This is a genomic window from Actinophytocola sp., from assembly GCF_036555685.1.
Taxonomy (GTDB): Bacteria; Actinomycetota; Actinomycetes; order Mycobacteriales; family Pseudonocardiaceae; genus Actinophytocola.
In genome coordinates this window covers 18192-31395 of the sequence record NZ_DATBKY010000176.1, presented here as the reverse complement: position 1 = coordinate 31395, position 13204 = coordinate 18192, and the positions used below count along the sequence as shown (strand labels likewise).

Annotated in this window: 14 protein-coding genes; 11 read left to right on the top strand and 3 right to left on the bottom strand. The window is 72.4% G+C overall.

All coding sequences use genetic code 11. The features are described from left to right. Positions 1-104 precede the first annotated feature (104 nt). Entirely contained in the window at positions 105-920 is an 816-nt protein-coding gene (locus tag VH969_RS16885; protein WP_331975182.1) for a class I SAM-dependent methyltransferase, read from the top strand. Position 921: 1 nt separating this feature from the next. On the opposite strand, the gene VH969_RS16880 is transcribed toward VH969_RS16885, so the two are convergent. After that, positions 922-3060 carry a HelD family protein gene (locus VH969_RS16880; RefSeq protein ID WP_331975180.1) on the bottom strand — a complete coding sequence of 713 codons (2139 nt, stop codon included), beginning with the start codon at positions 3058-3060 and terminating at the stop codon, positions 922-924. A 101-nt stretch (positions 3061-3161) separates the two neighbouring features. On the opposite strand from VH969_RS16880, the gene rsmD reads away from it, so the two are divergent. Beyond that, entirely contained in the window at positions 3162-3707 is a 546-nt protein-coding gene (gene rsmD, locus VH969_RS16875; RefSeq protein ID WP_331975178.1) for a 16S rRNA (guanine(966)-N(2))-methyltransferase RsmD, read from the top strand. Positions 3708-3759: 52 nt separating this feature from the next. Then, positions 3760-4242: a pantetheine-phosphate adenylyltransferase gene (coaD, locus tag VH969_RS16870; protein ID WP_331975176.1), complete on the top strand. Its 483-nt coding sequence runs from the start codon at positions 3760-3762 to the stop codon at positions 4240-4242. On the opposite strand, the gene VH969_RS16865 is transcribed toward coaD, so the two are convergent. Next, positions 4243-4692, bottom strand: a complete 450-nt coding sequence (locus VH969_RS16865) for a GNAT family N-acetyltransferase (protein ID WP_331975174.1) — start codon at positions 4690-4692, stop codon at positions 4243-4245. A 76-nt stretch (positions 4693-4768) separates the two neighbouring features. Here VH969_RS16865 and VH969_RS16860 point away from each other — a divergent pair, with 76 nt between their 5' ends. The 6 genes from VH969_RS16860 to mutM all read left to right on the top strand — a co-directional run bounded on the left by VH969_RS16860 (position 4769) and on the right by mutM (position 8964). Then, positions 4769-5521 carry a guanyl-specific ribonuclease gene (locus tag VH969_RS16860; RefSeq protein ID WP_331975172.1) on the top strand — a complete coding sequence of 251 codons (753 nt, stop codon included), beginning with the start codon at positions 4769-4771 and terminating at the stop codon, positions 5519-5521. Between the two features lie 93 nt (positions 5522-5614). Beyond that, positions 5615-6331: a DivIVA domain-containing protein gene (locus tag VH969_RS16855; protein ID WP_331975170.1), complete on the top strand. Its 717-nt coding sequence runs from the start codon at positions 5615-5617 to the stop codon at positions 6329-6331. 71 nt (positions 6332-6402) lie between these two features. Beyond that, positions 6403-6960, top strand: a complete 558-nt coding sequence (locus VH969_RS16850) for a YceD family protein (RefSeq protein WP_331975184.1) — start codon at positions 6403-6405, stop codon at positions 6958-6960. 39 nt (positions 6961-6999) lie between these two features. Then, entirely contained in the window at positions 7000-7182 is a 183-nt protein-coding gene (rpmF, locus tag VH969_RS16845; protein ID WP_331975168.1) for a 50S ribosomal protein L32, read from the top strand. 24 nt (positions 7183-7206) lie between these two features. After that, complete coding sequence (gene rnc, locus VH969_RS16840) at positions 7207-7950, top strand: ribonuclease III (protein ID WP_331975166.1); 744 nt, start codon at positions 7207-7209, stop codon at positions 7948-7950. A 135-nt stretch (positions 7951-8085) separates the two neighbouring features. Further along, entirely contained in the window at positions 8086-8964 is an 879-nt protein-coding gene (gene mutM, locus VH969_RS16835; protein WP_331975164.1) for a bifunctional DNA-formamidopyrimidine glycosylase/DNA-(apurinic or apyrimidinic site) lyase, read from the top strand. Positions 8965-8966: 2 nt separating this feature from the next. Here the strand turns inward: mutM and VH969_RS16830 are convergent, their stop codons facing one another. After that, a complete protein-coding gene (locus VH969_RS16830) occupies positions 8967-9683 on the bottom strand; it encodes a TetR/AcrR family transcriptional regulator (protein ID WP_331975162.1) in 717 nt (238 codons plus the stop codon). Between the two features lie 170 nt (positions 9684-9853). Between VH969_RS16830 and VH969_RS16825 the strand changes: the two genes are divergently transcribed. Together VH969_RS16825 and VH969_RS16820 are read left to right on the top strand one after the other, a co-directional pair. Next, positions 9854-12421 (top strand): sensor histidine kinase, encoded by a 2568-nt coding sequence (locus VH969_RS16825; protein WP_414638537.1) that lies wholly within the window; start codon positions 9854-9856, stop codon positions 12419-12421. A gap of 5 nt (positions 12422-12426) precedes the next feature. Continuing rightward, positions 12427-13113: a response regulator gene (locus tag VH969_RS16820; RefSeq protein WP_414638535.1), complete on the top strand. Its 687-nt coding sequence runs from the start codon at positions 12427-12429 to the stop codon at positions 13111-13113. Positions 13114-13204 lie beyond the last annotated feature (91 nt).

Sequence of the window (13204 nt, the reverse complement as noted above, 5' to 3'; positions counted from 1 at the left end):
GGTCGCGCGTCCCATGCGTGACCCGCCGCTTCGTTATTCGCGTACTCTTTCGAATGTTTTCTTTTTGTGATATAGTAAGGAAATCGGTCGGTAGTGTGCACGACGTGATTTCCCAGACCGCATTGATGGCCGCGGCGGCGCGTGCCGCACACCGTCTCGTCGACCGCCCGCCGTTCCTCCTCGACGATCCCGTCGCCGCGCGCCTGCTCGGCTCGCGGGCCGGCGAGCTGATCGACTACCACCGGCTGCACGGCACGCACCCGATCCTGTCTGCCGCCCGTGCGCAGGTCACGGCCCGTGCGCGGTTCACGGAGGAGTGCCTGGCCGCCGCCGGGGTGGACCAGTACGTGCTGCTCGGCGCCGGGCTCGACTCGTTCGCACACCGCTCGCCGCTGGCGCGGTCGGTGCGGGTCTTCGAGGTGGACCAGCCCGAGACCCAGGAATACAAGAAATCGGTCGCACCGGACGGCCCGGTGAATTACGTGCCGGTCGACTTCGAGACCGACGAACTGCTCGACCGGCTCGCCGCCGCCGGTTTCGACCCGGCCCGCCGCGCGCTGGTCGGCTGGCTCGGCGTGACCGTGTACCTCGACCTGCCGGCCATCGAGCGGGTGCTCGCCGTCCTCGGCACGCTCGCGTCCGGCACGGAGCTGGTCGCCGACCACATACTGCCGCGGGGCGACCGCGACGAGGCGGGCGAGGCGTACGCCGTGGCGATCGGCTCGGCCATCGAGTCACGCGGCGAGCCGTGGCGAAGCTGCCTGTCCACTGCGGACATGGCGGACCTGCTTGCGCGGCACGGCTTCGGCAAGATCCGCGTGGTCACCCAGCGCGAGTCGGTCGACGCGTCCATGTGGGAGCGAGCCGACACGCTGGCGCCGATCCGGCTCTCGGTGCTGGCGCACGCGGTCGTCGCCTGAGTCAGGCCGACGGCCAGGACGGGTCGGTCGTCAGCACGGTGAGGCGCTGGGTCGCGCGGGTCAGCGCCACGTACAGGGTGCGCGGGCCCGTGGTCGACTCGGTGACGAGCTCGCCCGGCTCCACGAGGACGACCGCGTCGTACTCCAGGCCCTTCGCCTCCAGACCGTCCACCACGGACAGCCGGTCGTCGTCCACGTCGGACAGCGTGGCGCGGGCCTCGGCCAGCCGGCCGGTCGCGGTGATCACGCCGACCGTCCCGTCCACATCGGACAACAGCTCCTCGGCGGCGGTGCGCACGGCGGCCGGCAGCTCGGCGGCGGACAGGGCGCGGACCGACGGCTTCACGCCCGTCGAGCGGACCGCGGTCGGCAGCTGGTCGGCGGTCGCGACGTCGCCGACGACCTGGGCGGCCAGCTCGAAGATCTCCGCCGAGTTCCGGTAGTTCGTGGCGAGCGTGAAGCGCCGCCGCGTGGTGCGCGCGCCGAGCGCGGTCGTGCGCGCCGACTCCGCCTCGACCGGGTCCGGCCAGGAGCTCTGCACCGGGTCGCCGACGATCGTCCAGCTCGCGTACCTGCCGCGCCGGCCCACCATCCGCCACTGCATGGGCGACAGGTCCTGCGCCTCGTCGACGACGATGTGCGAGTACTCGTCGTAGTGCTCGGCCCGCCGGTAGGCCGGGGTGTCCTCGCCCCACGCCGCGAGCTCCGCCGCCTGCTGCGCGGCTCGCCGCCGGTGCCGGCGCGGCGGCTTGCCCAGCAGCACCCGCAGCTCGTCCAGCAGCGCCACGTCCGCGACCGTCGGCGCGGCCGGCTGTGACTCCGGCACCGTCCACGACTCCGCCAGCAGGTCGACCTCGCGCGCCGACAGCGCCCGCCCGGCCGCCGCGGCCAGCCGCGCGCGGTCGGCGAACCAGCCCAGCACCTCCGCCGCGGTCAGGATCGGCCACCACACCACCACGAACCGGTGGAAGTCGATCCGCTCGCCGAGGTTGGTGACGAGCTCGTCGTGGTCCATGCCGGGCCGGCCGTCGGCCTGCCGCCACAGCGCTTCCAGCAACGCCTCCGCGGCGTCCACCCGGGACTGGTTGGGCGGGCGCCCGGCCGAGTGCACCGACCGGCGCACCCGCGCGAGCTCCGCGGCGTCGAGCTTGAGCACCTCGCCGCGGTAGGTGATCCGCATCTCCTCCGGCGCGTCCGGCGGGGCCTCGCGCAGCGCGCGCTTGAGGACCCGGCGCATCCGCAGCGAGCCCTTGATCCGCGCGACCTCGGCCGAGTCGTGCCGCTCGCCCGCCACGCCGTCGAGCACCTGGCCCAGCGAACGCAGCTCGACGGTGTCCTCGCCCATCGAGGGCAGCACCCGGGAGATGTAGGACGTGAACGCCGTCGACGGGCCGATCACGAGCACGCCCGAGCCGCCCATCCGCCGCCGGTCCCGGTAGAGCAGGTAGGCGACCCGGTGCAGCGCGACCGCGGTCTTGCCGGTGCCCGGCCCGCCGGTGATCTCCGTGATGCCGCGCCACGGCGCCCGGATCGCCTCGTCCTGCTCCTTCTGGATCGTGGCGACGATGTCGCGCATCCGGTCGCCGCGGGCGCGGGTGAGCGAGGCCATCAGCGCGCCCTCGCCGACCACCGCCATGCCCTCGGGCCGCTTGTCCGGTGCGAGCAGATCGTCGTCGATGTCCACTACGGACTGGCCGGTGGAGCGGATGACCCGCCGGCGCACGACGTTCATCGGCTCCTCGGCGGTCGCCTGGTAGAACGCGGCCGCGGCGGGCGCGCGCCAGTCGGTCACGAGGTTGTCGAAGTTGACGTCCCGGATGCCGAGCCGGCCGACGTACATGGTCTCGAGGTCGCAGCCGCCGTCGCCGTCGGTCGTGTCCAGGCGGCCGAACACCAGGCCCTCGTGCTCCGCGTCGAGGCTGCGCAGGATCTGGTTGGCGTGCCGCACCATCACGTCGCGCTCGAAGAGCATCGACGCCTGCTCGAAGATCGCCTCGTTGCGGGCGCCGTGGGCGAGCTGGTCACCGCGGCGGCGCATGTCCCGGGCCTCCGTGCGCATCTCCTCGACGCGTGCGTACACGACATCGACGTGCGCCTGCTCGACCGCGATCTCGGCCTGCCTGACAGAGGTGTGCGACACCCAGCCGCTCCAGGTAGTGAGTGGGACAAGCGAGCCTACGCGAATTCACCTGCCCGGGGGCGGGGAACCCGGGTCCGCGCGGCCTGCGTCACGATGTCCCCGTGACGAGGATCGTGGCCGGAACCGCGGGCGGGCGGCAGCTCACCGTGCCGAAACGCGGCACCCGGCCGACGTCCGACCGCGTCCGGGAGGCGCTGTTCAGCGCCGTCGAGGCCGCCATGGACCTCGACGGCGCCCGGGTGCTCGACCTCTACGCCGGCACCGGGGCGCTCGGCCTCGAGGCGCTGTCCCGGGGAGCCGCCACGGCCGTGCTCGTCGAGTCGGACGCGAGCGCGCTCGCGGTGCTGCGCAAGAACGTCGCGGCCGTCGGGCTGCCCGGGGCGGTCGTGCGCCCGGGCAGGGTGTCGGCGGTGCTCGCCGAGGCGTGTCCGGAGCCGTTCGACCTGGTGCTCGCGGACCCGCCGTACGCGCTCGACCCCACCGCCGACCTGGCGGCGCTCGTCGCGTCCGGCTGGCTCGGCCCGGGCTCTCTCGTGGTCGTCGAGCGAGCCCGCCGCTCGGGTCCGCTGACCTGGCCGGCCGGGCTGGTGCCGGGTCGGATCCGCCGGTACGGGGACACCGAGCTGCAGTGGGCCGAGGCGGAGTGATCAGCACCACCGTCGGCCTGTCGGGCTGGTCTCGTGCTGATACCTTCCGCCCATGAGGCGCGCGGTGTGTCCTGGCTCCTACGACCCGCCGACCAACGGTCACCTCGACATCATCGAGCGGACCGCCGCCGTGTTCGACGAGGTCGTCGTCGCGGTGCTGATCAACAAGAACAAGCGCGGCCTGTTTCCCGTCGAGGAGCGCATGGAGTTGCTCGGCGAGACGGTCGCGCACCTGCCGAACGTGCGGATCGACTCGTGGCACGGGCTGCTCGTCGAGTACTGCCGCCAGCACGACATCGGCGTGATCGTCAAGGGCCTGCGCGCGGTCAGCGACTTCGACTACGAGCTACAGATGGCGCAGATGAACCAGCAGCTGACCGGCGTCGAGACGCTGTTCATGCCGACCAAGCCGCTCAACAGCTTCCTGTCCAGCTCGCTGGTCAAGGAGGTCGCGACCTACGGCGGCAACGTGGCGCACCTGCTCCCGGAGAACGTCCACCGCCGCCTGCTGCAGCGCCTCGCCGAGCACAACTGATCAGAAGATCAGCTTCATGCCCACGTGGCTCGCGACGAAGCCGAGCCGCTCGTAGAACCGGTGCGCGTCGCGCCTGCTCGCGTCGGTCGTCAACTGCACCACCGCCGCGCCGCGGGACCGCGCCGTGTCGATGGCCCACTCCGCCAGCCGCCTGCCCACCCCGGCCCCGCGCTGGTCGGACCGCACCCGCACCGCCTCGATCAGCGCCCGCGTCGCCCCGCGCCGGGACAAGCCGGGAATGAACGTCAGCTGCAGCGTGCCGACCACGGACCCGTCCGCCTCCGCGACGGCGAGGAACTGGTGCGGGTCGGCGTCGATCTCCGCGAACGCGGTCGCGTAGGCCGGGTCGCCGGGCGACTCACGCTTCGCGCCCAGCGGGTCGTCGGCGAGCATCGCGACGATGGCGGGAACGTCGGTGGCCGCCGCGCGGCGGATCCGTAGGTCGTCCATGCGAGCAATTGAAACTGACGGGTAACCGACGATCGGCGTATATATCGTCGTCACGCTCTGGAGTTACGGTCAGAAAATGAGCAACGGCGCGCCCAAGTCCGTGAAGACGCTACTCACCGTGCTGATCGCCGTCCTCGGCGTGTTCGGCGTCTCGACCGCGACGTTCGCGGCGACCTCGGCCACCGACACCACCGCCACGGCCCTCGCCCAGCCGCCGTGTGGCGACACGTCCGGCTACGACGTCGTGAAGCTGGCCGACCTGCCGCCCGAGGCCGCCGACACCGAGGACCTGATCGCCAGTGGCGGGCCCTTCCCGTACCCGCAGGACGGCACCGTCTTCGACAACCGCGAGGGCATCCTGCCCGACTGCGACAGCGGCTACTACCACGAGTACACGGTGAAGACGCCCGGCAGCCCGGACCGCGGCGCGCGGCGGATCGTCACGGGCCAGGGCGGCGAGCACTTCTACACCGGCGACCACTACGAGACGTTCTCGCTGATCGACCTCGGCGGCAGCGGCGGCAACGACTGCGGTACCCCGACCGGGATCGACCAGGCCCCGCTGTCGAGCCTGCCCGCCGAGGTGGCCGACACGGTGGAGCTGGTCCGCGCCGGCGGGCCGTACCCGTACCCCGAGGACGGCACGGTCTACGAGAACCGCGAGGGCGTGCTGCCCGCGTGTCCGGCCGCCTATTACCACCTCTACACGGTGCCCACCCCGGGCGCGCCCGACCGCGGCGAACGGCGGCTCATCACCGGCGCGAACGGCGAGTTCTTCTACACCCCGGACCGCTACGCCAGCTTCGTGCTGGTCGACGTGAACGCCTGACACGCCAGGAGGGCCCCGCCTCCACCGAACGCCCTGCCCAAGGCGGCAGACTGAACCCTGGAGTCACGCGCCGGGGGAGCGGAGGAGGCACGGGTGTACAAGGTGTTCGAGGCGCTCGACGAGCTCGTCACGATCCTGGAGGAGGCCAGGGGAGTGCCGATGACGTCCAGCTGCGTGGTGCCTCGCGGGGACATCCTCGAGCTGCTCGACGAGGTGCGTGACGCCCTTCCGGCCGAGGTCGACGACGCGCAGGACGTCCTCGACCGCAAGGACGAGATCGTCGGCAAGGCCGAGCACGAGGCCGAGCAGACGGCCAGCCTGGCCAAGCTCGAGGCGGACAAGACGATCGCGGCCGCCCGCGCGGAGGCGGAGCGGCTCGTCGCCGAGGCCCGCGTGCACGCCGACCAGCTCGTCGCCGACGCCGAGGCGGAGGCGCAGCGGACCGTCGCCGCCGGGCAGGCCAAGTACGACGACCTGGTCGACCGCTCCCAGGCCGAGGCCGACCGGATGGTCCAGGCCGGCCGCGAGTCCTACGAGCGCCAGGTCGAGGACGGCCGGCTCGAGCAGGCCCGGATCGTCTCCCAGACCGAGGTCGTGCAGGCCGCGCACGCCGAGTCGGCCCGCATCCTCGACGCGACCGCCGACGAGGCCGCCCGCCAGCGCGCCGAGTGCGACGAGTACGTCGACAGCAAGCTCGCCGAGTTCGGCGACCTGCTCACGCACACGCTGCGCACGGTCGACAAGGGCCGCGCGCACCTGCGCGGCGTCGCGGCGGGCGGCGGTGCCGCACCCTTCGACTACCAAGCCTGACGTACGCTGGACGGCCGGGGCGCGCACGTGCGCCCCGGAACAATCAACGGTTGGGAAGCGTCGAGTTCGACATGTCCGAACAACGCAGGAGCCCGTGGGTCATCGACACCCGCGAGCTGGGTCGCCGGCCGGGTCTGTCCCGCGAGGTGCACCGCGTCGTGCACACCCAGGACCCGCTCGGGGTCGAGGGTGTCATCGCCGTGCCCAAGGATGCGCGGGTGGAGCTGGACGTGCTGCTCGAGTCGGTGGTCGAGGGCGTGCTCGTCAGCGGTACCGCGTACGCCCCGATCGAAGGCGAGTGCTCGCGCTGCCTGGACCCGATCGCCGGCGGGGACGTCGAGGTCGAGTTCACCGAGCTGTTCGCCTACCCGGACAGCGCGACGGAGCAGACCACCGACGAGGACGAGATCGCCCGCCTGGTGGACGACCTCGTCGACCTCGAGCCCGTGGTCCGCGACGCCACGGTCCTCGCACTGCCGAGCGTGCCGCTGTGCACGCCGGACTGCGCCGGGCTGTGCCCCGACTGCGGCCGCAAGTGGGCCGATCTCGGTCCGGATCACCGGCATGAGACGATTGACCCTCGGTGGGCCGCGCTCACCGAGCGGTTCAGCACGGATCGGGACGACTGAGTCCCTCCCACCATGAGCTTCGCAGAAGGAGATTGAGTCGTGGCCGTCCCCAAGCGGAAGAAGTCGCGTTCGAACACGCGCTCGCGCCGGTCGCAGTGGAAGACCAGCGCCCCGCAGCTGGTGGAGTGCTCGAACCGGGCGTGCCGCAAGCTGAAGCCGCCGCACGTCGTCTGCCCGGAGTGCGGCCAGTACGACAACCGCCAGGTCGTCGAGCCAGCCTGACCGGCGCGAAGGTGGTAACCGGCAGTGGGTGCTAGGGCGGCCCGGGGTCCGGCGGCCGATCCGGCCAAGCTGACCGAGGCACTCGGCGTCGAGCTCGACGCCGAGGTGCTGACCCTTGCCATGACGCACCGGTCCTACGCCTACGAGAACGGCGGCCTGCCGCCGAACGAGCGGCTGGAGTTCCTCGGTGACGCCGTGCTCGGCCTCGTCGTCACCGATCACCTGTACCGCACGCACCCCGACCTGCCCGAGGGGCATCTGGCGAAGCTGCGCGCGAGCGTGGTGAACATGCACGCGCTGGCCGGCGTCGCCCGCGGGCTGGGGGAGTCCGGGCTGGGCGCGCACCTGCTGCTGGGCAAGGGCGAGGAGCTGACCGGCGGCCGGGACAAGGCGAGCATCCTGGCCGACGGCATGGAGGCCGTGATCGGCGCCGTGTACCTCGCGCACGGGATCGAGACCGCGCGCGAGCTGGTGCACCGGCTGTTCGACCCGTTGCTCACCGAGGCTCCGCTGCTCGGTGCCGGGCTGGACTGGAAGACCTCGTTGCAGGAGCTCACCGCGCAGGCGAGCCTCGGCGTGCCCGAGTACCGCGTGCAGGAGGAGGGCCCGGACCACCGCAAGGAGTTCACCGCCACGGTCATCGTGGCCGGGCAGGACCGCGGGAGCGGGGACGGGAAGACCAAGAAGGAGGCCGAGCAGAAGGCGGCCGAGGCCGCCTGGCGCACGCTCTCCGAGCTGATCAAGTCGGGCAAGGACGCCACGGCCTAGGAGCTGTCGTCTTTGTGAGGTCCTGGTCCGACCAACGGAACCTCCGGCGACCGGGACGCGCTCGGCCACCAACCAACCGCACGTCCGCACCGCTCGCCGGAACGCGCCCGACACCTGAATTCCGGGGAGGCGGACATGCCCGAGTTACCGGAGGTCGAGGTCGTCCGCCGGGGGCTCGCCGCACACGTCACCGGCCGGCGGCTGCGCGCGGTCGACGTCCTGCATCCGCGGGCCATCCGCCGGCACACGCTGGGCTCGACGGACTTCACCGGCCGGCTCGCGGACCGCGCGATCGAGGCGGTGTCGCGGCGCGGCAAGTACCTGTGGATCTCGCTCGACGAGGACGAGGCGCTGCTCGCGCACCTGGGCATGAGCGGGCAGCTGCTCGTCCAGCCGGCCGGTGCGCCGGACGAGAAGCACCTGCGCATCCGGTTCTCCTTCGCCGACGACGGACCGGAGCTGAGGTTCGTCGACCAGCGCACGTTCGGCGGGTTCACCCTCGACGATCTCGTCGAGGTGGACGGCACCCGCGTGCCCGCGCTGATCGCACACGTCGCGCGCGACCCGATGGACCCGCTGTTCTCGCTGCCCGCGACCGTGGCCGCACTGCGCCGGAAGCGGACGGAGATCAAGCGGGCACTGCTGGACCAGTCGCTGGTGTCGGGCATCGGCAACATCTACGCCGACGAGGCGCTGTGGCGGGTGAAGCTGCACTGGGCGCGGCCGCCCGCCCGGCTCTCCGCGGCGCGCGCCGGCGTGGTGCTGTCGGCGGCCGCCGACGTGATGTCCGAGGCGCTCGGTGCGGGCGGTACGTCGTTCGACGCCTTGTACGTCAACGTGAACGGGCAGTCGGGCTACTTCGACCGCTCGCTCGCCGTGTACGGGCAGGAGGGCCTGCCCTGTCCACGCTGTGGCCGCCCGGTCCGCCGCGAGCCGTTCATGAACCGGTCGTCGTACTCCTGCCCGCGCTGCCAGCCGCGCCCGCGCGCCACCGCGTCCCGAAAGTCCGGCTGAGGTCAGGAGTCGCTGGTCCACCAGGGTCCATTGCCGACGCCGGCGCCGACGTAACCGCGGTCCGGCTGCGCCTCCATCTCCATCAGCTCCTCGAACGACATCGCCGGTCCCGGAAGCTGCTCGTGGGACAGGAACCGGAGCAGCCCGTCCAGCATGAGCTCGAGGTGGCGGTGGCTGAGCCTGCGGTTGTTCTCGGCGGAGAGCAGGCCCGCCAGCGGCGGCGTGAACCGGATGATCAGCAGGCTGATGTCGCCGGCGGTCACGTCCGGGCGCAGCGAACCCTCGTCGTGCGCGGCCCGGGCGAGCGCGTCGTGCGCCTCGCGGCAGACGCGCCGCGCCTCCAGCAGCTCGTCGTCCATCGTGAGGCGGTCGACGAGCACCGGCATCACCGCGCCGATGCGCAGGTCGATCGCGGTGTGCATGAAGCGGCCCAGCGCGGTGAACGCGTCGGGCTCCTCGGCGAGCGCCGACTTGGCCACTTCGGCCGACGAGCGCAGCGTGTCGAGCGCGACCTGACGAAGCAAGACCGTACGGTCGGGAAAGTGGCGATAGAGCGTCGCGATGCCGACGCCCGCCTTGCGGGCGATCAGCTCCATCGGCGTCGTCGGTCCGCGCTCGAGGATGAGGTCAGCGGCCGCGCGGAGGATGTGCTCGCGGTTGCGCAGCGCGTCGGCACGCGTGCGGCGGGGTTTGGGCCGCGGCTCGTCGGGCTCGTTCATGGCTGCCTATCCGGACGAAAACATTTCGGATCGACAACATTACTTCAGGCGACGGGCGATCACCAGGGTCATGGTTTCCGGCGCAACGACCCGGCCGCATCAAGATCTCGTCAGGTCGAACGCGTTCCCGTCGCGGCTCGCGCGGAATGGCGCAGACTGGCTGCGTGGAGCTGACCACGAAGCCCGAGCCGGCGGCCTCGCGGAGCGACGAACCCCGGCGCGGCGAGCTGCGCATCTACTTCGGCTCGGCGCCGGGCGTCGGCAAGACGTACGCGATGCTCGGCGAGGCGCACCGGCGCCTCGAGCGCGGCACGGACGTGGTCGTCGGCTTCGTGGAGACGCACGAGCGGGCCAAGGTCGACGAGCTGGTCGTCGGCCTCGAGCTGGTGCCCCGCCGCACGATGTCCCACCACGGCCACGAGTTCACCGAGATGGACGTCGACGCCGTCCTCGCCCGCAAGCCGGAGGTCGCGCTCGTCGACGAGCTCGCGCACACGAACGTCCCCGGCTCGCGCAACGAGAAGCGCTGGCAGGACGTCGAGGAGCTGCTCGCCGCGGGGATCACCGTGCTCACCACGGTCAACGTCCAGCACCTGGAGAGCCTCAACGACGTCGTCGAGCGGATCACCGGCGTGCGGCAGCTGGAGACCGTCCCCGACGAGCTCGTGCGCAAGGCCGAGCAGATCGAGCTGATCGACATCACGCCCGAGGCGCTGCGCCGCCGCCTGGCGCACGGCAACGTCTACCCGGCCCGCGTCATCGACGCCGCTCTAGCCAACTACTTCCGGCCCGGCAACCTCATCGCCCTGCGCGAGCTGGCCCTGCTGTGGGTCGCCGACCAGGTCGACGTCGCCCTGCAGCGGTATCGCTCCGAGCAGCACATCACCGAGACGTGGGAGGCCCGCGAGCGCGTGGTGGTGGCGGTGACCGGCGGCCCGGAGACCGAGACGCTGGTCCGGCGCGCGAGCCGGATCGCTGCCCGCGCGGGTGCCGAGCTGCTCGTGCTGCACGTCCTGCGCGGCGACGGGCTGGCCGGCGTTAGCCCGCGTGCGGTGGCCCAGATGCGCCGCGTCGCCGAGAACCTCGGTGCCTCGTTCCACACCGTGATCGGCGACGACGTGCCGGGCGCGCTGCTCGACTTCGCCCGCGGCGCCAACGCCACGCAGCTCGTCCTCGGCACGTCGCGGCGCTCGCGGCTCGCGCGGCTGTTCGACGCCGGCATCGGCGCGGCCGCCGTGCAGCGTTCCGGCTCGATCGACGTGCACATGGTCACCCACTCCGAGGCGGGCGGGAGCCGGTGGCCGCACATCGCCCGCAGCCCGCTCGCCCGCTCCCGGCGGCTCACCGGGCTCGCGGTGGCCGTGCTCGCCCCGGCGCTTGCCACGCTCATCGGCGTGCTGGTGCGCGACGACGTGAGCCTGTCCACCGACGCGGTCGGCTACTTCCTGGTGATCGTGCTGGTCGCGCTCGTCGGCGGCCTCGCTCCCGCGGTCGTCGCCGCGGTGCTCTCGGGGTTTCTGCTCAACTACTTCTTCACGCCCCCCGTCCACACGCTCAACATCGCGGAGACCGAGAACCTGGTCACGCTCGCGGTGATGGTGGTCGTAGCGGTCCTCGTCGCGCTCGTCGTCGACCGCTCGGCACGCCGTTCGGCGCAGGCGGCCGAGGCGCGCACCGAGGCGTCGCTGCTGTCGTCCTACGCGCGGACCGTGCTCACCCACCCGCACCCGGTGGACCGGCTGCTGGAGCAGGTGAAGGAGAACTTCGGGCTGACGTCCGTGGCGCTGCTGGAGAGGCGGGCCGGCGGCTGGGAACGGGTCGCCTGCGCCGGGCCGTCGCCGTGCGACCAGCCGGACGAGGCGGACGTGGACGTGCCGGTCACGGCCGACGTACACCTCGCGCTGCGCGGCCGGCCGCTGCCGGCGGAGGCGCGCGGGGTGCTGGAGACCGCGGCCGGGCAGGCCCTGCTCGCGTTGCGCCACCAGCGAATGCGGCGCGATGCGGCGGACGCCAAGCGGCGGGCGGAGACCACCGAGCTGCGCACCGCGCTGCTCTCGGCCGTCGGGCACGACCTGCGCACGCCGCTCACGTCGATCAAGGCCGCGGCCGGCAGCCTGCGCGCCCCGGACCTGCGACTGTCCCAAGAGGACTCGGCGGAGCTGCTGGCGACCATCGAGGAGTCCGCGGACCGGCTCTCCGGCCTCGTGGGCAACCTGCTCGACTCGTCCCGGCTGGCCACCGGCGCGGTCCGCCCGATGCTGCGCGCGGTGACCTACGACGAGGTCGTCGCCCGCGCGTTGTCCGGTGTGGACGGCCGCGCGGCGGTCGCGGTGGACGTGGCCGAGTCGCTGCCGCCGGTGCTCGCGGACCCGGGCCTGCTGGAGCGGGTGGTGGCGAACGTGGTCGACAACGCGTTGCGGCACGGTCGGCCGGAGCGTCCGGTGGCGCCGGGCGAGCCGGCGATCGCGGTGCGGGCGAGCGCGTACTCCGACCGGGTGGAGCTGCGGGTCGTGGACCACGGCCGCGGGCTGCCGAAGGGGACCGCGGGCACCGCGTCCGGCACGGAGTTCGCGCCGTTCCAGCGGCTCGGTGACACGTCCAGCGGCATCGGGCTAGGCATGTCCGTGGCGAAGGGGTTCGTCGACGCGATGGGTGGCACGATTCGTACCGAGGACACCCCGGGGGGCGGGCTCACCGTGGTGATCTCGCTGCCCGCCGACGGTGAGGGGCAGCCGTGACCGCCATACGCAGCAGGGTCCTGGTCGTCGACGACGAGCCGCAGATCGTCCGTACGTTGCGGATCAACCTGACCGCGCGCGGGTACGAGGTGGCGACCGCGGCGGACGGCCGCGAGGCGTTGCAGGTGGCCGCGGCGACCCGGCCGGACGTGGTCGTGCTGGACCTGGGCCTGCCGGACCTGGACGGGTCCGCGGTGATCGAGGGGCTGCGCGGCTGGACGTCGGTGCCGATCATCGTGCTGTCCGCGCGCACCGACTCGGGCGACAAGGTGGCCGCCCTCGACGCGGGCGCGGACGACTACGTGACCAAGCCGTTCGGCATGGACGAGCTGCTGGCCCGGCTGCGCGCCGCGGTCCGCCGCGCGTCGACGACGGTGCCGGGCGGCGAGGAGGCGGTGGTGGCGACCGACGCCTTCACGGTGGACCTGGCGGCGAAGAAGGTCCTGCGCGACGGCACCGAGGTACACCTGACGCCGACGGAGTGGGGTGTGCTGGAGCTGCTGGTGCGCAACAAGGGCAAGCTCGTGGGACAGAAGCAGCTTCTGCAGGAGGTGTGGGGCCCGGCGTACGCGTCGGAGACGCACTACCTGCGCGTGTACCTGGCTCAGCTGCGCCGAAAGCTCGAGCCGCAACCGTCGCGCCCCCGCCACCTGCTGACCGAAGCAGGCATGGGCTACCGCTTCGAACCGTGAAACGCACGACCGGTGGCAGCTGCGAAAAAGGTGAGTCGCAGTCAACGGAATCTCAGGGGACCGTGCCGCCACCCAGCCACAGGAACGTGGC

What these genes read in the sequence shown, in the direction of transcription:
- coaD (WP_331975176.1), top strand. Translation starts at nt 3,760, where the DNA reads ATGAGGCGCGCGGTGTGTCCTGGCTCCTACGACCCGCCGACCAACGGT.
- VH969_RS16865 (WP_331975174.1), bottom strand. Translation starts at nt 4,692, where the DNA reads ATGGACGACCTACGGATCCGCCGCGCGGCGGCCACCGACGTTCCCGCC.
- VH969_RS16860 (WP_331975172.1), top strand. Translation starts at nt 4,769, where the DNA reads ATGAGCAACGGCGCGCCCAAGTCCGTGAAGACGCTACTCACCGTGCTG.
- VH969_RS16850 (WP_331975184.1), top strand. Translation starts at nt 6,403, where the DNA reads ATGTCCGAACAACGCAGGAGCCCGTGGGTCATCGACACCCGCGAGCTG.
- mutM (WP_331975164.1), top strand. Translation starts at nt 8,086, where the DNA reads ATGCCCGAGTTACCGGAGGTCGAGGTCGTCCGCCGGGGGCTCGCCGCA.
- VH969_RS16830 (WP_331975162.1), bottom strand. Translation starts at nt 9,683, where the DNA reads ATGAACGAGCCCGACGAGCCGCGGCCCAAACCCCGCCGCACGCGTGCC.